Source organism: Arthrobacter sorbitolis, from assembly GCF_054510995.1.
The window spans coordinates 860,955-881,852 of record NZ_JBTNDM010000001.1 but is presented as its reverse complement, the minus strand read 5'-3'; the positions used below and the strand labels follow the sequence as shown (position 1 = coordinate 881,852).

Here is a 20,898-nt window from a genome sequence, read left to right as displayed (position 1 = left end):
TCGTGCGGGGTGCTGCTAGACGCCGTAGTAGAGCTCGAACTCGTACGGGTTCGGGCGCAGCGAGAGCGGCTTGATCTCCATCTCGCGCTTGTACTCGATCCACGTGTCGATCAGGTCCTGCGTGAACACGTCGCCGGCCTGCAGGAACTCGTTGTCCGCCTCCAGGGCCAGCAGGGCCTCCTCGAGCGAGCCGGGAGCCTTCTGGATGTCCTTGGCCTCCTCGGCCGGGAGCTCGTAGAGGTCCTTGTCGATGGGCTCGGCGGGCTCGATGCGGTTCTTGATGCCGTCGAGGCCGGCCATGAGCTGCGCCGCGAATGCCAGGTACGGGTTCGACGACGGGTCCGGTGCGCGGAACTCGATGCGCTTGGCCTTCGGGTTCGACCCCGTGATCGGGATGCGGATACCGGCGGAGCGGTTGCCCTGCGAGTACACCATGTTGACCGGCGCCTCGAAGCCCTTGACCAGGCGGCGGTAGGAGTTCACGGTCGGGTTCGTGAAGGCGAGGACCGCCGAGGCGTGCTTCAGCAGGCCGCCGATGTACCAGCGGGCCATGTCCGACAGTCCCGCGTAGCCGCGCTCGTCGTAGAACAGGGGCTGTCCGTCGCTCCACAGCGACTGGTGGCAGTGCATGCCCGAACCGTTGTCCCCGAAGACCGGCTTCGGCATGAACGTGGCCGACTTGCCCCACGCGTTGGAGACGTTCTTCACGATGTACTTGAACTTCTGCAGGTCGTCCGCAGCGTGCGTCATGGTCGTGAACTTGTAGTTGATCTCGGCCTGGCCCGCGCCGCCGACCTCGTGGTGCGAACGCTCGACCTCGAGGCCGGCCTTGTCGAGCTCCACGCAGATGGCGTCGCGGAGGTCGGCCTGCTTGTCGACGGGGGAGACCGGGAAGTAGCCGCCCTTGAAGGGGGTCTTGTTGCCCAGGTTGCCGCCGACCTCCTCGCGCCCGCTGTTCCAGGGTGCCTCGATCGAATCGACCTTGTAGAAGCTGCCCTGCGGGGAGGACTCGTACTGCACGTTGTCGAAGATGAAGAACTCGGCCTCGGGGGCGAAGAACGCCGTGTCGGCGATGCCGGTCGAGGAAAGGTAGGCCTCGGCCCTCTCGGCGACGCTGCGGGGGTCACGGTGGTAGGGGTCACCGGTCCGCGGGTTGACGATGGAGAAGTTCAGCGCGAGGGTCTTCTCGGTGCGGAACGGGTCGATGAACGCCGTCGTCACGTCCGGGATGAGCTGCATGTCCGACTCCGCGATGCCCTGGAAGCCGCGGATGGAGGAACCGTCGAAGAGCTGGCCGTGCACGAAGAAGTCGGCGTCGACCGACTTCGCCGGTACGTTGAAGTGCTGCTGCACCCCCGGAAGATCGGTGAACCGGACATCGACGAATTTGATGTCCTCGTCGGCGATGAATGTGAGGACCTCGTCCGCATTCTTAAACATCGATTCATGCTCCTAACGCATGGCTGGTGAAAAGACTCGGCGTCAGCACGTGTCCGTGCACCGCTCGATGATGACGAGCTGTGGCAGGTGGATCGCTGCCGCCGACTCGTCCCAACTGTAGGAGCGGGCAGTTTCTCGCTGGTGTCGCCCTTGTTTCCGGGACGTTACTTGGGACTGCTCCGTCCACCCTAGCGCCTCCCCGCGGAGCCGGGGCGGAAAGCTTCCCGGTCCCGGCCGGTACGCTGAGCCGGTGGACAGAAATGACGTGGGCTCGTGGATGGAGGGCCCGCCGCCCTCGGGCAACCAGGACTGGCCGGGGCAGCGGCTCGGGCGGCCGGAAGCGGGCCCGGGATCGCTGGCACGCTTCGGCCCCAGGGCGGGAGCGCTCCTCATCGACTGGATCATCTGCTCCCTCATCTCCGCCGCCTTCTTCGGCTACGACGGCTTCGCGACCCTGTCCGTCTTCCTCGTGGAGCAGGTCCTGTTCGTCGGCTTCTTCGGTTACAGCATCGGCCACCGAGTGCTGAGGATGCAGGTGCAGACGCTCGACGGGAGGCCCGCTGGGTTCCTCACGGCCCTGATCCGGAGCGCGCTGCTGTGCCTCGTCGTCCCGGCCCTCGTCATCGACGCCGACCAGCGCGGGCTCCACGACCGGGCGCGCGCCACGGGCCTCTTCCGCATCTAGGCTCTTCCGCCTCCGGCCCGAGACGCCACAGACGCCGGAGACGCCGCAGACACAGAACGAGCCCCTCCAGGTGTGGGAGGGGCTCGTTCTGTGTCTGGAGACGATCGGGTGGATCAGCGTCCGCGCATCGCCTTCCGGTCGGGCCGGGCCTTGAAGGGATCCACGCCCTTCGGGATCGGGAGCTTCGTGCCCAGGGCGGTCAGCCGCTTGTCGACCGCATGGACCTCCTGCTTGGTGAGGGTCTTCTTCAGCTTCTGCACGTTCTTCGGCAGCTTCGCCAGCGGGACCTGGTGCTCGTCGCGGCCCGTCTCGATGACGTGCACCGGGACGTTGGGGATGATGCGCGCCATCTTCCGCTTCTCGCCGTCGATCAGCTGCTTCACGCGTGAGGAGGGGCCCTCGGTGACGAGGACGACGCCCGGGCGGCCGATGACCCGGAACACGGCGTCCTGGGTCCGCGGGTTCACGGCCACCGGCTGCTCCTGCAGGATCCACCCGCGGCGCAGGACACTCAGCGCCGCACCGGCTGCGCCCGGCTTCCCCTCGATCTGGGAGAACGCCGCACGCTCCGCCCTCCGGGAGAGGATGAAGATGGCCGCGAGGAACGCGAGCGGGATCGCGATGATCATCAGGGTGATCACGTTGTCGATCAGGAGGCCGATCAGGAGGCCGACGGCGATGATGCCGACGAAGGCCAGCAGCATGAACCAGACGGCACTCGGGTCGTTGCGCCGGGTCATCTGGAAGACCTCGGCGACCTGCTTCATGCGCCCGGGCTTCTTCGGCCCCTTCGCGGCTTTCGGCTTGCGCGAGAAGAGCCGGCGTCTGGGCGGGGGACCTGAAGGATCGATCGTGTGCGACATAGTGATCCGATTCTACGGGATGCCGGGCGGGCGGCGACGGCGCGCGCCGCCCACCGCGGTCCGCCCGCCGCAACCGGTCCGGTCAGCCGGCCAGGAGGGAGGACGCCTCCTGGGCGGCGGAGCCGGACTCGTCGAGGTGGGCGAGCTCCGGGGGCAGGTCGAGGCCCTTCTTCCGCATGGCCCGGGCCCAGAGGCGGCCGGCGCGGTAGGAGGAGCGGACGAGCGGCCCGCTCATGACGCCGAGGAAGCCGATCTCCTCGGCCTCCTCGCTGAGTTCGACGAACTCGCCGGGCTTGACCCAGCGGTCCACGGGGAGGTGCCGCTCGCTGGGCCGGAGGTACTGCGTGATCGTGACGAGGTCGCACCCGGCGTCGTGCAGGTCGCGCAGCGCCTCCGAGATCTCCGCGCGCGTCTCGCCCATGCCGAGGATGAGGTTGGATTTCGTGACCATCCCGCGGTCGCGTCCCTGCGTGATGACGTCGAGCGAGCGCTCGTAGCGGAACGCCGGGCGGATGCGCTTGAAGATGCGCGGCACGGTCTCGACGTTGTGCGCGAAGACCTCCGGTGCGGCGTCGCAGATCGCCGCGATGTGCTCCGGGCGTCCCGAGAAGTCGGGGATGAGGATCTCGACGCCTGTACCGGGGTTCATGCTGTGGATCTGGCGGATGGTCTCGGCGTACAGCCAGGCGCCCTCGTCGGGGAGGTCGTCCCGGGCGACGCCGGTGACGGTGGCGTAGCGCAGGTTCATGGACCGGACGGACTGGGCCACCTTGAAGGGCTCGCTCCTGTCCAGCGGCTGCGGCTTCCCGGTGTCGATCTGGCAGAAGTCGCAGCGCCTCGTGCACTCCGAGCCGCCGATGAGGAAGGTGGCCTCGCGATCCTCCCAGCACTCGAAGATGTTCGGGCAGCCCGCCTCCTCGCAGACGGTGTGCAGCCCCTCCTTCTTCACCAGGTTCTTCATCGCCACGAATTCCGGCCCGATGTTGACCTTCGCCTTCATCCAGTCCGGCTTGCGTTCGACCGGCGTCTCGGCATTGCGCGCCTCGACGCGCAGCAGGCGGCGGCCCTCGGGTGCAAGGCTCACAGTAAAGCTCCTTCTGACTGGGTGTCCTGGGCCGGGCCGGATGGGCCGGCAGCAGCAGTGCCCGGTGGGAGCGTGTCGACTTCGACCCCGCCCACCAGCACCGCCTCATTGTCGCGCAGTCCGGCTTCGATCAGCGACACGAGCTGCCCGGGCGTCACCGTCCTTCCGCATTCGGCGGAAATGGACGTCACCCCGGCATCACTGATCCCGCACGGGACGATCTGCTGGAAGGGTGCGAGATCGTTGCTGCAGTTGATGGCGAACCCGTGCATCGTGACGCGGTGCTTCACGCGGATCCCGATCGCCGCGATCTTCCGAGCCGGCCGGCTCTCCGCCGCCGCGAGCCACACGCCGGACCGCCCGTCGATCCGGACGCCGTCGATGCCGAAGTGGCGCAGCGCGACGATGATGATCTCCTCGAGCGTGTGGACGTAATCCGCCACCCGGGCCGGGTCGCGCAGCGCGAGGATCGGGTAGCCCACCAGCTGTCCCGGACCGTGCCAGGTGAGTTTCCCGCCGCGGTCGACGGGGACGACAGGGGTCCCGTCGAAGGGCCGCTCGTGGTCCTCGGTGCGTTTGCCCGCCGTGTAGACGGCGGTGTGTTCGAGGAGGAGGACGGTGCTGGGGGCGGTGCCGCCGACCACCTGCTCGTGCAGGGTCTTCTGCAGTTCCCAGCCCCGTGTGTACTCGATGTAGTCCGGCGCGAGGCCGACGCGTGACAGCACAAGAGTCATGGGTCAAGCCTAGTCCCGTGCGCCGACACCTCCTGCCGGGACGGGGCTCGCGCATCCCGCCGCGGCGCCATCGGATGTCCGGTCCGTGGTCCTCAGGTCCGTGGTGTTCAGGTCCGTGGTGTTCAGGTCCGTGGTATTCAGGTCCGTGGTGCTCCGGTCCGGCAGGCCGAAGGTCGCGCCGAGCCTCACCAGCCGCCAGCCGGCGCCCGCCCTCCGCACCTCAAAATGCAGGACGGGCGAGACGGGATCGGACTGCGCCCGGAATCTCCAGAAGTCGGCCCGGAGACCGAGGGGAGACGGGTGGTCGTCGGGGCGGCTGGGCGCGACGGGCAGTGCCCGCCAGGTGGACCAGTGCAGACTCTCCCCGACGACGCGCCACGGCGAACCACGCCAGTGCAGGGCGAGGGGTCGCGGACCGCACGGACCGGTCTCGAAGGTGACGGTGACGGCCTCGTCGAACGGCCGCCACCGATCGATCGGATCGGATGGGTTGGGGTTCATGGCACACCTGTTCCGCCGAGAGCTGAGGGGTTAAAAATAGAACATGCGTTCGATCGAGGCAAGCGATTCCGGCGTCGGAAGCAGTTCTCCCTGTGGATAACGGGATCACGGGGGCGCCGTGGCCTAGAACTGGTGCATGAGCGACGAGATGCGATCACGGCACGCCGGGGCCACCCGGGCCGCACCCCCGCACGGGGAGGAGTCCCTCGCGCCGCGGGACGAGCCGGTGCCCGCGGATCCCGACGACGCCGACCGTCCCACCGTCGCGGGCCTCCACGTCGGCCGGCTGCTCGGGCGGGGTGGCTCCTCCACCGTCTGGCTGGTCACGGACGACGCGGGACGATCCTTCGCGCTCAAGACGGCACGGACACATCCCTCGGCGCAGGCGATCCCGCCGCCGGCGGCGATCGGGGGACAGCACGGGAGGCGGGCGGACCGCAGGATCCCGATACCCCCGGTGGGCCTGACCGGCGCCGGCGCGGCAGGACCGCTCCGTCCGGTGCAGCAGCCCGGGCGCCCGCAGGACGGCCTGCAGGAGGCGGTGCAGGAGCTCCGGCTGCTGCAGGGGTCGGCCCACGAACACCTGGTCCGGGTGCACCGACTGGTCGAGACGGACCGGGGCACGGGGCTGCTGTTGGACCTGGCGAAGGGAGGGTCCCTGCTGGGCCTCGTCACCAGCCGTGGTCCGCTCCCTGTCCCGGAGGTCGTGACGGCACTGGCCCCGATCGCGCAGGCGCTCGACCACCTGCACGCAGCCGGTGCGCTGCACGGCGACGTGGCACCTGCCAACATCCTCTTCACCCACGAGGGCAAACCCCTCCTCGGCGACTTCGGCACCGGGCGGCTCCTCGGATCGGTTCCCCGCGGAGTCGCGGGCACACCGGGCTTCCTCGACCCGGCGTGGGAGGGAGATTTCGACGCGGGAGCAGACGTGTTCGCGCTGGCTGCCGTCGCGTGGTTCGCGCTGACCGGCCGCATCCCCGGTCCCACCGAGCAGAGACCGCCCCTCGCGCTGATCGTGCCCGAGGTGCCCCCGCAACTCGTGCAGCTCGTCGAGGACGGGCTCGGTGCCGACAGGGACCGCCGGCCCACGGCCGACCGGTTCGCGCGTACCCTGCTGGCCAGCGCGGTTCCGGCCCCCATCAGCCTGGTGTCCGCGGTCCACGCCAGTGTCCTGCCCGAGTTGCTGACGTGTCGTGCGGATACCCCTGCCGTCCCGCTCCCGCGGTGGAAGCAGGTGATCAGCCGCGCAGGGTCCCGAGGGTCCGGGTGGTCCCGGTCCCGCGGGGCGCACTCCCGCACCTCGTCCCAGGCGTTCGCCACTCCGTCGGCCCGACCCTCCCGTCTGTCCCCGTCCCCGTCCCCGTCCGGTCGGGACGGGACAACCCGCTCCGCGCGGGGGCGCGGACCACGGCAGAGGGGCGCGCGCCGGATGCGCGGCCTGCTGGCGATCGTCGCAGGACTGGCCGCCGCGATACTCCTCGTCGCGGGGATCCTGCTCACGCTCGGCGAACCCCGAGCGCCGACGGTGGCGACCGGTGGCCCGGCGCCCACGGGGCTGGAGGAAGGGACAGGGCAGGAGGAACTCCCGCGGGTCGTGCAGGGCGGGGCCCGGGACCGGGACGGCAGGGGACCGTCGCGCGAGCCGCCCGCGCCGGAGGGGCAGAGCGCATCCGCCGCGTCGGAGGCCGCCTCGGACCCGTCGGACCCGTCGGACCCGTCGGACAAGGCATCACCGGACAAGGCATCACCGGACGAGGCATCACCGGACGACGCGTCGCCGGAGGCCTCGGCCGTGGAGGACCCGTCGACGGCACTGGCGGGCCTCGCCGCTCGTCGCGCGGCCGCGTTCGCGACGGCGGATCCCGCCATCCTCGGGCACGTCGACGTCGAGGGGTCACCCGCACTGGCAGCGGACCGGGGAGCCGTGGAGGCGCTCGCCGGCTCGGGCAGGGTGCTCCGGGGCCTGTCGATCGATATCCGGGACCCGGTGGTACTGACCGGGTCCGACCTCGCGGCCCTGCCCGCAGTGGCCTCCCTCCCAGCGGTCGCCGCGCCCGCCGCGGCCGAGGTGGCCGTCGTCCGGGCGACGGCAGCCCTGTCGTCCTACACCCCCGCCTACCCGTCGTCGACGTCGTCATCCGGGACGGAACGGCAGCCCGGTGCCGCGCCGGGGCCGCTCATGGCCGCCGGACGGCAGGAGCTCATCTTCGTCCTCTGGAGGACCGATCCGGGCTGGCGGATCCACTCCGTCGTGTCACCGCCGGGGGCTCGGCGGTGACCGGCAGGTCCGCGGCCCTAGCGGGTGACGGTGCGGTGCACCCAGTCGGCGAGCGCCTCCGGCGTGGGTTCGTCGAAGGAGAACCCTGCGCCCGTCAGGGCGCGAGGCTCCATCCGCGCACTGACGAGGAGGAGTTCCCGGCCGAGCTGCCCGAGGACGGCCGTCAGGATGGCGCCGGGGACGCGGAACCAGACCGGCCGGTGGAACACCCTGCCGAGCTGCAGCGTGATCGTGTCCAGGGTCGCCGGCGCCGGCGCGCACAGGTTGACGGGGCCCGACAGTGACGCGGTGAGGAGGAACCCGACGGCACGGACCTCGTCGTTGAGGCTGATCCACGGCCACCACTGGCGGCCGGAACCGAGGGAGGTCCCGGCGAAGAAACGGATCGGGATCAGCAGGTTGGGCAGGGCGCCGCCTTCCGTCGCCATCACGATGCCCGTCCGGGGCAGGACGACGCGGACGGCGCCGGGAGCGCGGAGTGCCTCCGCCTCCCACCGCCGGCAGATGTCCGCCATGAGGGTGTCCCCCGAGGACGACGCCTCGGTCAGGACGTCGTCGCCGCGGTCCCCGTAGTAGCCCGACGCCGACTGGCTGATGAAGACCCCGGGCGGGTTGGTCGCCCTCCGCATCGCCTCGACGAGTGTCCTGGTCGGCAGGACGCGCGAGGCATAGAGCGTCTCCCTGTAGCTCCTCGTCCAGAGCCCGCCGGCGATGCCGGCTCCCGAGAGGTTGATGACGGCGTCCGCCCACTCCACGGCCTCGACGTCCAGTTCGCCGGCCGCCGGGTTCCATCGGACCTCCTGCTGACCCCTGGGCGCCCTGCGGACGAGGCGCCGGACCTCGTGGTCCGGCTCGAGGTGGTGGGTGAGGGCTGTTCCGATGGTCCCGGACGCGCCGGCGAGGAGGATGCGCATGGCACCATCGAACCACCTGCGACCCGCGAAAGGTATCGGACGCCCCGGGCGCGGTCCGCTCGCACGGTCGGCGCGGTGCCGGTGCCGGACCGGACGACGTCGTGAGCGTCGTGGCGGAGGACCTGGTGGCGGTGCCGTGCGGGACGGGCGTCGGGCGCCCGGGAGCCGCCCGGTCCGCCGTGGCTAAGATCGACCAATGGGCTCCTCTTACCTCCGCTTCCCGCACCTGTACGGCACCAGGATCACCTTCGTCGCCGAGAACGACGTCTGGGTTGCTCCCCTCGGCGGGGGCCGCGCGTGGCGCATCTCCGCGCTGCAGCTGGCCGCCAGGAACCCCCGCTTCTCACCGGACGGGTCGACGGTCGCCTGGACCGTCGTCCAGGGGGGCGCCCCCGAGGTCGTGGCCGCGGACGTCGAGGGCGGGAACTTCCGGCGGCTCACCTACTGGGGCCACCAGAGCACGCGCGTGAAGGGCTTCACCGCTGCGGGGGAGGTGCTGGCGACGAGCGCCTTCCGGCACGAGGACTCACGGCTGGGCTGGGCCTACCGGGTACCGCTCGACGGATCCTCCCAGTCGGTCCTCCCGTACGGTCCCGTCGACGCCGTCGCGCAAGGGCCCGCCCTCGAGGGCGGGAGACCGCTGGTGATCGGCAGCGTGCTGACCCGCGAGCCGGCCTGGTGGAAGCGCTACAGGGGCGGCACCGCCGGCAAGTTCTGGCTGGACGCCGACGGGAGCGGTGCCTTCGAGCGGTTCCTGCCGGAGCTCGACGGCAACCTGAGCGACCCCATGTGGGTCTCCGGCCGTCTGGCCTTCCTGTCCGACCACGAGGGCCACGGCAACCTCTACTCCGTCGACCGCAGCGGCGCGGATCTGCGCCGGCACACGGACCACGACGAGTTCTACGTCCGTCATGCGAGCACGGATGGGACCGGGATCGCCTTCGAATCGGCGGGACACCTCTGGCACCTGCCGTCCCTCGACGACGACGCCGTCCGGCTCGCGATCACCCTCGGCTCGGCGTCGACCGCGCGACGTCCGCATCGCCTCCCGGTGGAACGGCACCTCGCCGCAGCCGTACCGACGGCCGACGGCTCCGCGTCGATCGTCGAGGCACACGGGACCCTGCACTGGCTGACGCACCGGGACGGTCCGTCGCGCGTCGTGGAGGCCGCACCCGGCGTGCGGGCACGCCTCGGCCGCCCCGTGGACGGTACCCGCGTGGCCTACATCGCTGACGTGGACGGCGAGGAGGCCCTCTTCGTCCGGGACGTCTTCGCCCACACCCCGAACGGCCCGCAGGCGGGTCGGAGCGGGCCGGGCGAGGGACCGGGCGGAGGGACAGCGCAGGAGAGCGGCGATCCGGAGGCCGACGGCGAGGCGGCGGTCCTCGAGGCGCAGGCCTCGGGCGCCCTCGACGTCCTGCAGCGCATCGGGTTCGAGGGGCGCTTCCGCGCGTCGGCACTCGCCGTGAGCCCCGACGGCAGCCGCATCGCCGTGGCGTCGGAGACCGGGTCGCTGGAGATCCTCACGCCGACCGGGGAACGCCGTCGCATCGCCTCCACCGAGCACGGGGTGATCGAGTCGGTCACGTTCTCGCACGACTCGGCGTGGCTCGCCTGGGCCGAGCCCGCGGCGCAGGAGGGGACACGCAGCCGTATCCGGCTCACCGGCGTGACGTCGATGGCAGGAGACGGGGCCGGTACCCCTCCCGCCATCGACGTCACCGACGGGCGCTTCCGAGACTGGTCGCCGACCTTCACGCGCGACGGCAAGTACCTCGCCTTCCTCTCCGACCGCAGCTTCGACCCCGTCTACGACACGCACCGCTTCGACCTGAGCTTCCCTGCGTCGACGAAGCCCTACCTGGTGGCCCTTTCGGTCGGGACGCCGTCGCCGTTCGGCCCGAGCGCGGCACCCGTCGGAGCAACCGGAGCAACCGACCCCCGGGACGACGCGGCCGGGGCGGACGGCACCCGGGAGGGAGTTCCCGCTCGCGTCGTCGTCGATGAGGCGCTCCTGATGGCGCGGACGATTCCGCTGCCCGTCGCCCAGGGCACCTACGACGACCTGCGCGCGGTGGACGGCGGCCTGCTGTGGACGGCGGGCGACATCGGGGGAGTCACGGGCGACGGGCGCGCCTCCTCGTCCGCGGTCGCACCCGCACGGCGGCTCGAACGGTTCGACCTCGCCCGCAGGAGCGTCGAGGTGCTGGCGGCGGAGGCGGATGCGTTCGAGGTCAGTCGGGACGGCGCGACGGCGGTGTACACCTCGGGCGGGAAGGTCACGGCGATCCCCACCGACGGCAAGGCCGAGGCGGATTCCCCGAAGCGCGTGGACGTGGCCCTCGAGCGCATCAGGGTCACCCTCGATCCCGTCAGCGTGTGGAGGCAGGCGTTCGAGGAGGCCTGGCGGCTGCAGCGCGACTTCTACTGGACCGAGGACATGGCGGGTGTCGACTGGGGCGGGGTCAGGGAACGGTACCTGCCGATCGTCGAGCGCCTCGGTACGCACGACGACCTCGTCGACCTGCTGTGGGAGCTCCACGGTGAGCTCGGCACGTCCCATGCCTACGTCGCGCCGACACTCGTGACCGAGCCCGGCGGACACCAGGGCTTCCTCGGCGCCGAACTGGCGCCGGCGGACGGCGGGTGGCAGGTCACGCGGGTCTTCGACACCGAGTCCTCCGATCCCCAGGCGGTCTCGCCGCTCAGCGCGCCGGGGGTGGGCGTCCGTGCAGGAGACCTGATCGAGGCGATCGACGGCGTCCCGGTGCCGTCCGCCTTCGGGCCGTCCGTGCTCCTGACGGGGGCCGCGGGACTCGCCGTCGAGCTCACGGTCCGGTCCGGCGCCGACGGATCGGGGGGATCGGGTGGAGCTCCGGGCGCCCGCCGTCGCGTCGCCGTGGTCCCGCTGCGCAGCGAGGAGCGCCTGCGCTACCAGAACTGGGTCGCGGCGAACAGGGCGGCGGTCCGGCAGGCGTCGGACGGCCGCTTCGGCTACCTCCACATCCCCGACATGGTGGCCCACGGCTGGGGCCAGCTGCACCGCGATCTCGACCGCGAGACCGCGCAGGACGCCCTGGTGGTCGACGTCCGCCGCAACCGGGGCGGCCACACATCACAGCTCGTGGCCGAACTCATCGGCCGACGCGTCACCGCGTGGTCCATGCCGCGCGGCGAGGCGCCCGGCACGTACCCGGCGCACGCGCCCCGCGGACCCGTGGTCGTCCTCACCGATGAGTTCGCAGGGTCGGACGGCGACATCATCACGCAGGTGGCGAAGCTGCGGGGGATCGGCCCGGTCATCGGCACCAGGACATGGGGCGGGGTCGTCGGCATCGACGGGCGGTTCGCGCTCGCCGACGGCACGGGCGTCAACCAGCCGCGGTACGGCTTCCACGTGACGGGCGGGGTGGGGTGGGGTATCGAGAACCACGGGGTGGCCCCGGACATCGAGGTGCCGTTCCCGCCGCACGCCCACGCGGCCGGCCAGGACCCGCAGCTCGACCGCGGGGTGGACGTCCTGCGGGAGATGCTGGCCGGGCTGCCCACTGACGCGGCGCCCGCGAAGGAGGGCTACCCCTCCCGCCGGCCGGCCCCGCTGCCCCCACGCCCGCAGGCGCTCCGCGGCTGAGCCGGGTCGGAAGCAGGCACGATCCCGTACACAGGAGGCCCCGGACATCGTCCGGGGCCTCCTGTGTACGGCGCGTCCCTTCCGGGAGGAGCCTGTCAGCCCTGCAGCGTCGCGGTCAGCGAGATGTCCTTGACGGCGGCGAGGGCCTGCGACACGGGGCAGCCTTCCTTGGCGGCCTGTGCCACGCGCTGGAAGTCGTCCTCGGACAGGCCGGGGACCGTGGCGTCGAGCGTGAGCCGGATGGCCGTGATCCCGGTGCCGGGCTGGAAGTCGACCTCGGCCTTGGTCTCGACGCGTTCGGGCGTCTTGCCCTCCTCGCCGAGGGCGTGGCTGAAGGCCATCGAGAAGCACGCCGAGTGCGCGGCCGCGATGAGCTCCTCGGGGCTCGTCTTGCCGCCCGACTGCTCGGCTCGCGCCTTCCAGGTGACGTCGTAGGAGCCGAGACCGGACGAATCGAGCGTGACCTGGCCCGAGCCGGTGGGAAGGTCGCCACTCCAGACGGTGTGGGCTGTGCGAACGGTAGCCATGGTTCTCCTTGCTGTGGGACGGACACGACGATCGCCGCACCCGATTCCCCCATCCTAGGGAGCGCCGCAGCCGAGTTCCATCGGGCCCGGATGGGGTTGCGGGGCCGCCCCATCGGGGGATGGGATCCGTCCGGGCAGGCAGGGCGGCAGCAAGCAGGGCAGCAGCACGGCGGGGCGGCAGCGCGGCCAGAGGCCAGGGGGACGGCCATCGGAGCGCCGCCGGAGGGCAGACGGCAGGAGCCGCCTCCCTCGCGGGAAGCGGCTCCTGGGATGCCCGGGGGCTACGCGCCGAGGTCGGCCTCGAACGCGCCGCCCTCGAGGCGTGCCTTGAGCGTCTGCAGGAAGCGGCCCGCGTCCGCCCCGTCGACCAGGCGGTGGTCGTACGTCAGGCTCAGGTACATCATCGAGCGGATGGCGATGGTGTCGTCACCGTCGACGCCCGTGATCACCACGGGACGCTTGACGATGATGCCCGTGCCCAGGATGCCGACCTGCGGCTGGTTGATGATCGGGGTGTCGAAGAGGGCGCCGGCCGATCCGATGTTCGTGATCGTGAAGGTGCCTCCCGACAGCTCGTCCGGACCGATCTGGCCGTTGCGGGTGCGCGCCCCGACGTCGGCGATCTTCTTGGCGAGGCCACCGAGGTTGAGGTTCCCGGCGTCCTTGATGACGGGGACGAGGAGGCCCTTCTCGGTGTCGACAGCGATCGCGAGGTGCTCGGCGTCGTGGTAGGTGACCTCCTTCTTCTCCTCGTCGAAGGACGCGTTCAGCTTCGGGTGCTGCTTGAGCGCCTCGGTGACGGCCTTCGAGATGAAGGGGAGGAAGGTGAGCTTCGCGCCGTTCTGCGCCTGGAAGGTGTCCTTCGACGCGGTCCGCAGCTTCGCGATGCGGGTCATGTCCACCTCGATGACCTGGGTGAGCTGCGCGGAGACCTCCAGCGACTCGCGCATGCGCTTCGCGATGGTCTGCCGGATGCGTGGGGCCTTCTCGACGGTGCCGCGCAGCTTCGAGGGCTCGACCGCGGGGGCGGCCTTCGACGGTGCTGCAGGTGCTGCGGGTGCGGGTGCCGACGGGGCTGCCTGCGGTGCGGCTGCGGGCTCCGCCTGCTGCGCCTTGCGGGCGTCCGCGGCCTCGAGGACATCCTGCTTGCGGATGCGTCCTCCGACGCCGGTGCCCTTGACGGTCGAGAGGTCGACGTCGTTCTGGTTGGCCAGGCGCCGGACAAGCGGCGTCACGTAGGCGGCGTCCGACCCTGTATCGGTGCTTCCCGAGTCCGTGCCGGCCGACGGCGTCGACTCGGGCGCGGCGGGTTCGGCGGCGGGTGCCGGCGAGGGTGCGCCGCCTGCGTCCTCGTCGGACTCGGACGTTCCCGAGGCCCGGCCGGCTTCCTGGTCGGCGCCCGGCTTCTCGGTCGGGGAGTCGTTGCGCTCCTCGGCCGGCGCCGCGACGAGGGGCTCGCCCGAGGCGGCCTCCACCTTCCGGGGTGCTGCCGCGCCGGAGCCGATGACGGCGAGGACCGCACCGACCTCGGCGGTCTCGTCCTCGTTCACCCGGATCTCCTGCAGCTTGCCGGCCACGGGGGAGGGGATCTCGGTGTCGACCTTGTCCGTGGAGACCTCGAGCAGGGGCTCGTCGACCTCGACGTCGTCGCCGACGGCCTTGAGCCAGCGCGTGACGGTTCCCTCGGTGACGCTCTCGCCCAGCGCGGGGAGGGTGACCTCGGTGCCCTCACCGGGATCGTCCGAGGAACCGGCGTCGTCCGATCCACTCGGTGCGGCGGTCTGCTCGGTCTCGGGGGCTTTCTCCGTCGACGGGACGGCGTCCTCGACCGGCAGCGGGGCCTCGTCAGCCTGTTCGGCTGCGGGAGCGGGGTCGCCCGAGTCCCCGCTGCCGGATCCGTCGCCGATGCGCACGAGGGGCGCGCCGACCTCTGCGGTCTCGTCCTCTGCGACCAGGATCTCCTCGATCACGCCTGCGATGGGCGAGGGGATCTCGGTGTCGACCTTGTCGGTGGAGACCTCGAGCAGGGGCTCGTCGACCTCGACGCGGTCACCGACGGCCTTGAGCCAGCGGGTGACAGTGCCTTCGGTGACGCTTTCACCGAGAGCGGGCAAGTTCACGGATTCAGACATAATGCGCCCGTTTCTCCTTCGTAGATCGTTCCTTGGCAGCTGGTCGACGAGCCTGGCCCGCTCAGCTGGACGTGCTTGGATTCCTGCCTCCGAGCTTAGTCCACGCCCTCGGGGCGTGGACCAGGCTCGGGCGGTCGGGTGCTTGCCTCAGCCGTGCAGCGGCTTGCCGGCGAGCGCGAGGTGGGCCTCGCCGAGGGCCTCGTTCTGCGTCGGGTGCGCGTGGATGAGCGGCGCCACGTCCTCGGGGTACGCCTCCCAGTTGACGATGAGCTGTGCCTCGCCGATCTGCTCGCCCATGCGGCTGCCGAGCATGTGGACGCCGACGATGGGGCCGTCCTTCTCGCGGACGAGCTTGACGATGCCGCCGGTGCCGATGATGGAGCTCTTGCCGTTCCCGGCGAGGTTGTACTCGTGGGTCTCCACGCGGTCGTCGCCGAACTTCTCGCGGGCGGCCTTCTCGGTGTAGCCCACGGAGGCGATCTCGGGGTCGCTGTAGGTGACCTTCGGGATGTTGATGTCGGCGACGACGACGGGCTTGAGCCCGCCGATCTCCTCCGCCACGAAGATGCCCTGCTGGAAGCCGCGGTGGGCCAGCTGCAGGCCGGGGACGATGTCGCCGATCGCGTAGATGGTGCCGACGCCGGTGTGCAGGCGCTCGTTGGTGATGACGAAGCCGCGGTCCATGGTGAGGCCCGCTTCCTCGTAGCCGAGGTCCTGCGTGACGGGCCCGCGGCCGACGGCGACGAGCATGAGGTCCGCCTCGAAGGTCTTGCCGTCCTCCAGGGTGACCACGACGCCGTCGTCGTTCTGCTGGACCGCCTTGAAGCGCGTGCCGGTGTTGAACTTGATGCCGCGCTTCTTGAACGCCCGCTCGAAGCTCTTCACGATCGAGGCGTCCTCGTTCGGCACGAGCGAGGGGAGGGCCTCGATGATGGTGACGTCGACACCGAAGGACTTCCAGACCGACGCGAATTCGCAGCCGATGACGCCGCCGCCGAGGATGATCGCGGTCTTCGGGACGAAGTCCATGGTCAGCGCCTGGTCGGAGGTGATGACCTTGCCGCTGATCTCCAGGCCGGGGAGGCTGCGGGAGAAGGAGCCCGTGGCGAGGACGATGTGCTTGCCGGTGTAGACGGTGCCGTCGACGTCGATGGTGTTCTGCGACGCGAGCCTGCCCGAGCCCTCGATGACCGTGATGCCCTTGGACTTGATGAGTCCCTGCAGCCCGCGGTACTTGCCGGCGATGATGCCGTCCTTGTAGGCGTTGACCGCGGCCATGTCGATCGACTCGAAGCTGGCCTTCACGCCGTACTTCTCGGAGTCGCGGGCGCCGTCGGCGATCTCGGCCGAGTGCAGGAGCGCCTTCGTGGGGATGCAGCCGTTGTGGAGGCAGGTGCCGCCGAGCTTGCCCTTCTCGATGAGTCCCACGGTGAAGCCCAGCTGCACCGCGCGGAGAGCCGCAGCGTAGCCGCCGCTGCCTCCACCGAGTACCAGGATGTCGAATTCTTGCGCAGTTGCCGCTTCGGCCACTTGAACGCTCCCTCGCGTGGTTCGTTGACGCGCAGGACGCGTCGATTGATGAATCGGTTGCAGATGCGGTCGCGGTGCACCGGGCAGGTGCTTCGTGTGCTCTCGTTTTTCACCCTATCCCCACAGGCAGCCGGCATCCACCCGAACGCCATGTCGTGTGCGCCATAATCCGCGCGATGTGCGCAGGGTCACGTGCGCGCGCGGGGAACACGCGCGGGAAGGGGCGCCGTGACCGGCACGGCGCCCCTGGCCGCTAGAGCGCGCGGGCGAGGACGTCCTCGACATAGGCGAGCAGCGTGCGCACGCCGACGCCGGTCCCGGCCTTCGGCGTGTATCCGTAGGGAGCGCCCTCGTTGAAGGCCGGTCCTGCGATGTCGAGGTGCGCCCACGGGATCTTCTCGCCGTCGACCTGGCCCACGAACTCGCGGAGGAACACGGCGGCGGTCATCATGCCGCCGTTCCGCTCGCCGATGTTGGCGATGTCCGCGACCTGGGACTCGAGGCTCGGGCGCAGTTCCTCGGGCAGCGGCATGGGCCAGAACTGCTCCCCGGCACGGTCGGCGGCGGCCTTCACGGCGTCGCGCACCCCGTCGTCGCCCATGACACCCGAGACACGCGTGCCGAGGGCGATCATCTGCGCGCCGGTGAGGGTCGCGATGTCGATGATCGCGTCCGGTGCTTCCTCGCTCGCCGCGGCGAGGCCGTCGGCCAGGACGAGGCGGCCCTCGGCATCGGTGTTGAGGACCTCGACGGTGCGGCCGCCGTAGATCGACAGGACGTCCTCGGGACGCTGCGCGGAGCCCGACGGCATGTTCTCGGCGAGGCAGAGCCACGCCGTGACCTTCGCGGGCAGACCCAGTTCGGCGACGGCGAGGAGCGTCGTCAGGACGACGGCGGCGCCCGCCATGTCGAGCTTCATGGTCTGCATGCCGGCGGCGGGCTTCAGGGAGAGTCCACCGGAGTCGAAGGTGATGCCCTTGCCCACGAGGGCGAGGTGCACGGCGGACCTGGCGGGGGAGTACTCGACCTTGACCATGCGCGGCGGGCGGGACGATCCCTTCCCGACGCCGAGGATGCCCCCGTAGCCGTCGCGCTCGAGGCGCTTCTCGTCCATCACCGTGATCTTCACGGGGAGGCCGCGCGAGAGTTCCTTTGCGGCCTGGGCGAAGGTCTCCGGGTAGAGGTGGCTGGGCGGCTGGTTGACGAGCGAGCGGGTCGCGTTGACGTTCTTGCCGAGGACGACGGCGCGACGGAGCGCCGGGGCGAGGTCGGCGTCGTCGGCCACCTCAGTGTGGACGACGACGTTGCGGACGGCGTCCCTGTCCCTGGCGGGCGCGACGGTGCCGTCCGGCTTCAGCCCGGACCTGTGGCCCTCGTAGCTGTACGCGCCGAGCGCGGCACCCTCGGCGACGGCGGTCGCGGCGTCCACGGTGGAGGCCGGCAGGGCGAGGACCACGGTGTCGAGGCCGGTCAGCTGGCGGACCGCGGCACCGGCGGCGCGACGCAGCGTCTCGGGGTCGAGCGTGTCGCCAGGCTGCGCGGGCCCGACGCCGGACAGCACGAGGGAATCCGCACCCGTCTCCGGGAGCCCCGGGAGACGCCGCACCTCGTCCGCAGCGCCCGTCACCCCGAGGACCTGGAGGCTGTCGCCGAGCGCGCGTGCGGCCTTGGCCGGCAGCGGGCTCTCCAGCAGGACCGGCCCGTCCGTCCCCTTCGCGACCGCGATCACGAGGGCGTCACTCGGAATCTTCCGGAGGTCCTTCGCGGAAGCTGTCAGGTGTAGTTCGGTCGTCTTGATCACGGAATCTGTCTCCTCGTGTCCGGCTGGGTTGTCCAGATGCAGCATCACTCGTGGCTCCGGTATCTGGTGGTCCGGGAACCGTCCTGACGATCGTAGTCCGTGTGCCGCCGCTCATCCTCGTCCGGAATGAAGCCGGTGCCGGCGGTGTTGAGACCAGCAGGACCACCTTCAGGAGAGAGCCATGCTGGATCCACGAACCCTGTACAACATCGATACCGACGTCTTCGAGGACCCCGCGAGCCGCGGGCTCCCCCTGCTCGTGAGCCTCACGGGCTTCATGGATGCGGGCCATGTCGTCTCCCAGGTCAGCGAGGAGCTGCTCGAGATCCTCGACCACGACCCGGTGGCGGAGTTCGACGCCGACCAGCTCATGGACTACCGCGGCCGGCGGCCGAAGATCACCTTCGCCGAGGACCACCTCACGGACTACCAGCCGCACCGGCTCGAACTGCACCGCCTGTACGACGGGCTGGGCGAACCCTTCCTGTTCCTCACCGGCGTCGAGCCCGACCTCCAGTGGGAGCGGTTCGCGAGCGCCGTCGTCGGCCTCGTCGAGGAGCTGGAGGTGCCGATGACGTCGTGGATCCACGCGATCCCCATGCCGGTCCCGCACACGCGGCCGATCGGGGTGACCCTGCACGGCAACCGCGCGGACCTCATCGACGGCATGAATGCCTGGCGCCCCACGGCGGAGCTGCAGGCGTCCATCGGCCACGTGCTTGAGCTGCGCCTGATCGAGGCGGGGCACGACGTCGTCGGGCACGTCATCCACGTTCCGCACTACCTCGCCGAGGCCGAGTACCCGCCGGCCGCCGTGGCCGGGCTCGAGTACCTGGGCGCGACGGCCCGGCTGGTGCTGCCGACGGACCGGCTCCGCGAGACCGGGCGCGACGTCGAGCGCCAGATCGCACGGCAGGTCGGCAACTCGGCGGAGGTGCAGTCGGTGGTCGCATCGCTCGAGAAGCGGTACGACGAATACGCGGACGGGGCGGCCCGGAAGTCGCTCCTGGTCAAGGACAACAGCGAACTCGCCAGCGCGGAGGAGCTGGGCGCCGCCGTCGAGGCGTATCTCGCCAGCCCCCAGGCGGAAGAGGAGTCGACGCTCCTGTGGGACACGGAGTTCCCCGGCACGACGTCCATCGACTACGCCCGCCACGGCGAGAGCCGCGACGAGCCGGCAGGCCGGAAGGCCCCGGAGGGGCAGGACGACGACGGCACCCCCGCTTCCTGACCCCACCCGGCAGGAGATCCTCCGGAGCCCGCCCCGTCGAACGGGCGGGCTCCGTCGTGCCCGGTGTCCCCGCTGACGGCGGACCGCCATGCGGCTCGCCTCCGCGATAATGGGGAGGTGAATTCTTCGAGGGCCCTCCTGGTCTGGGTGGCAGGAATCGCGGCCTATCTCGTCGCGGTGACGCAGCGCACCACCTTCGGGGTGGCGGGCCTCGAGGCGACCGACCGTTTCAGCGCCTCTGCCTCCCAGCTGTCGATCTTCACCGTGGTCCAGCTGCTCGTCTACGCGGGCCTGCAGGTGCCGGTGGGCGTGCTCGTGGACCGGTGGGGTCCACGGACGCTCATCGTGGCCGGCGGGGTCCTCATGGCAGCGGGGCAGGCGCAGCTCGCCTTCGCCGATTCCATCGGCGCCGGGATCGTCGGGCGCCTCTTCGTCGGTGCCGGGGACGCGACGACCTTCATCAGCGTCCTCCGGCTCCTCCCCGCGTGGTTCGAGCCCCGGCGCATCCCGGTCCTCACGCAGTGGACCGGGATCATCGGTCAGCTCGGGCAGGTGGTGTCGGTCGTCCCGTTCGTGGCTCTGCTCTCGACCTTCGGGTGGCAACCGGCCTTCCTCTCGGCCGCTGCGCTCTCGGTGCTCGCCGTCGTGCTCGCCGTCGCCGTCATCAGGGACTCGCCGCTGGCAGGGAGCGAGCGTACCGCGCAGACGCTGCGGCAGACCGGCACCTCGCTCGCCGAGGCCTGGAGGCAGCCGGGCACCCGCCTCGGCCTCTGGTCGCACTTCACCATCCAGTTCCCGGGCACCGTCTTCGTCCTCATGTGGGGCTACCCCTACCTGGTGCGCGCCGAGAAGATCGGGGAAGGCACGGCCTCGGCCCTGATGACCCTGTTCGTAGCCGTGGGTATCGCGTGCGGACCCTTCCTCGGCCGCTACGTCGGGCGGCATCCGCTGCGGCGGTCCACCATGGTCCTCGCGATCGCCGCGCTGATCAGCACCGCATGGCTCGCCGTGCTGCTCCATCCGGGGCCCGCGCCGCTGCCGCTCCTCACCTTGCTGGTGGTCGCCCTGGCCGTCGGCGGGCCCGGCTCGATGATCGCGTTCGACTTCGCCCGCACCTTCAATCCGGCGGCACGGATGGGTACGGCCACCGGCATCGTGAACATCGGCGGCTTCATGGCCTCGCTGCTGTCGATGTTCGTCATCGGAGTGGTTCTCGACCTGCTCCTCGGCAGTGGCTTCTCGCAGGGCGACCTCTACGCCCTCGGATCGTTCCGGCTCGCGATGTCCACGCAGCTCGTCGTCCTCGCGACCGGGGTCGTCGCCGTCCTGGTGGCACGGCGGAGGGTACGGCGGCGGATGGCCGAGCAGGGCGTGGTGGTGCCACCGATCCGGGAGGCCCTGGCGCGTGAGCGGCGCCGTCGCCGGGACGCGAAGGCCGCCAGGGGCCGGGACGGCTAGGACGCGCGTGACCGGCGGCCGGCACTTGTCCACATAGCGCAGGAGGACCGGGCGTGGCCCCGGAGCGGAGAGCAGGCTGGCGT

Annotated in this window: 15 protein-coding genes; 5 read left to right on the top strand and 10 right to left on the bottom strand. The window is 71.0% G+C overall.

Going from position 1 to position 20,898, the window contains the following annotated elements; translation table 11 throughout:
• Positions 1 to 15: 15 nt before the first annotated feature.
• A complete protein-coding gene (gene glnA / locus ACX80K_RS04175) occupies positions 16 to 1,440 on the bottom strand; it encodes a type I glutamate--ammonia ligase (RefSeq protein WP_104179418.1) in 1,425 nt (474 codons plus the stop codon).
• A gap of 277 nt (positions 1,441 to 1,717) precedes the next feature.
• Between glnA and ACX80K_RS04170 the strand changes: the two genes are divergently transcribed.
• Positions 1,718 to 2,125, top strand: coding sequence for an RDD family protein (locus ACX80K_RS04170; RefSeq protein WP_459270686.1), 408 nt, complete (start codon positions 1,718 to 1,720; stop codon positions 2,123 to 2,125).
• Positions 2,126 to 2,238: 113 nt separating this feature from the next.
• Here the strand turns inward: ACX80K_RS04170 and ACX80K_RS04165 are convergent, their stop codons facing one another.
• The 4 genes from ACX80K_RS04165 to ACX80K_RS04150 form a co-directional block, all read right to left on the bottom strand.
• The gene (locus ACX80K_RS04165) at positions 2,239 to 2,988 is read right to left on the bottom strand and encodes a DUF4191 domain-containing protein (protein WP_459270583.1); all 750 of its coding nucleotides are present in this window, start codon (positions 2,986 to 2,988) and stop codon (positions 2,239 to 2,241) included.
• Positions 2,989 to 3,070: 82 nt separating this feature from the next.
• Entirely contained in the window at positions 3,071 to 4,072 is a 1,002-nt protein-coding gene (gene lipA / locus ACX80K_RS04160) for a lipoyl synthase (protein ID WP_459270582.1), read from the bottom strand.
• Complete coding sequence (gene lipB, locus ACX80K_RS04155) at positions 4,069 to 4,806, bottom strand: lipoyl(octanoyl) transferase LipB (protein WP_459270581.1); 738 nt, start codon at positions 4,804 to 4,806, stop codon at positions 4,069 to 4,071. The genes lipA and lipB overlap by 4 nt, the downstream gene beginning before the upstream one ends.
• A 9-nt stretch (positions 4,807 to 4,815) precedes the next feature.
• A complete protein-coding gene (locus ACX80K_RS04150; RefSeq protein ID WP_459270580.1) occupies positions 4,816 to 5,307 on the bottom strand; it encodes a hypothetical protein in 492 nt (163 codons plus the stop codon).
• Between the two features lie 136 nt (positions 5,308 to 5,443).
• Here ACX80K_RS04150 and ACX80K_RS04145 point away from each other — a divergent pair, with 136 nt between their 5' ends.
• Positions 5,444 to 7,588 (top strand): protein kinase domain-containing protein, encoded by a 2,145-nt coding sequence (locus ACX80K_RS04145; protein WP_459270579.1) that lies wholly within the window; start codon positions 5,444 to 5,446, stop codon positions 7,586 to 7,588.
• Between the two features lie 17 nt (positions 7,589 to 7,605).
• Here ACX80K_RS04145 and ACX80K_RS04140 read toward each other — a convergent pair whose 3' ends face one another.
• A complete protein-coding gene (locus ACX80K_RS04140) occupies positions 7,606 to 8,502 on the bottom strand; it encodes a TIGR01777 family oxidoreductase (RefSeq protein ID WP_459270578.1) in 897 nt (298 codons plus the stop codon).
• 196 nt (positions 8,503 to 8,698) lie between these two features.
• Here ACX80K_RS04140 and ACX80K_RS04135 point away from each other — a divergent pair, with 196 nt between their 5' ends.
• The gene (locus tag ACX80K_RS04135) at positions 8,699 to 12,136 is read left to right on the top strand and encodes a S41 family peptidase (RefSeq protein ID WP_459270577.1); all 3,438 of its coding nucleotides are present in this window, start codon (positions 8,699 to 8,701) and stop codon (positions 12,134 to 12,136) included.
• A gap of 95 nt (positions 12,137 to 12,231) precedes the next feature.
• On the opposite strand, the gene ACX80K_RS04130 is transcribed toward ACX80K_RS04135, so the two are convergent.
• The 4 genes from ACX80K_RS04130 to ACX80K_RS04115 form a co-directional block, all read right to left on the bottom strand.
• On the bottom strand, positions 12,232 to 12,663 hold the full coding sequence (locus tag ACX80K_RS04130; protein ID WP_459270576.1) for an OsmC family protein: 432 nt from the start codon (positions 12,661 to 12,663) through the stop codon (positions 12,232 to 12,234).
• A gap of 281 nt (positions 12,664 to 12,944) precedes the next feature.
• Positions 12,945 to 14,795, bottom strand: a complete 1,851-nt coding sequence (sucB, locus tag ACX80K_RS04125; RefSeq protein ID WP_459270575.1) for a 2-oxoglutarate dehydrogenase, E2 component, dihydrolipoamide succinyltransferase — start codon at positions 14,793 to 14,795, stop codon at positions 12,945 to 12,947.
• A 147-nt stretch (positions 14,796 to 14,942) separates the two neighbouring features.
• Positions 14,943 to 16,325: a dihydrolipoyl dehydrogenase gene (lpdA, locus tag ACX80K_RS04120; RefSeq protein WP_459270574.1), complete on the bottom strand. Its 1,383-nt coding sequence runs from the start codon at positions 16,323 to 16,325 to the stop codon at positions 14,943 to 14,945.
• 253 nt (positions 16,326 to 16,578) lie between these two features.
• Positions 16,579 to 18,126, bottom strand: coding sequence for a leucyl aminopeptidase (locus ACX80K_RS04115; protein ID WP_459270573.1), 1,548 nt, complete (start codon positions 18,124 to 18,126; stop codon positions 16,579 to 16,581).
• Positions 18,127 to 18,307: 181 nt separating this feature from the next.
• Between ACX80K_RS04115 and ACX80K_RS04110 the strand changes: the two genes are divergently transcribed.
• Positions 18,308 to 19,357: a proteasome assembly chaperone family protein gene (locus ACX80K_RS04110; RefSeq protein ID WP_459270572.1), complete on the top strand. Its 1,050-nt coding sequence runs from the start codon at positions 18,308 to 18,310 to the stop codon at positions 19,355 to 19,357.
• A 117-nt stretch (positions 19,358 to 19,474) separates the two neighbouring features.
• A complete protein-coding gene (locus ACX80K_RS04105) occupies positions 19,475 to 20,815 on the top strand; it encodes an MFS transporter (protein WP_459270571.1) in 1,341 nt (446 codons plus the stop codon).
• Positions 20,816 to 20,898: the final 83 nt, after the last annotated feature.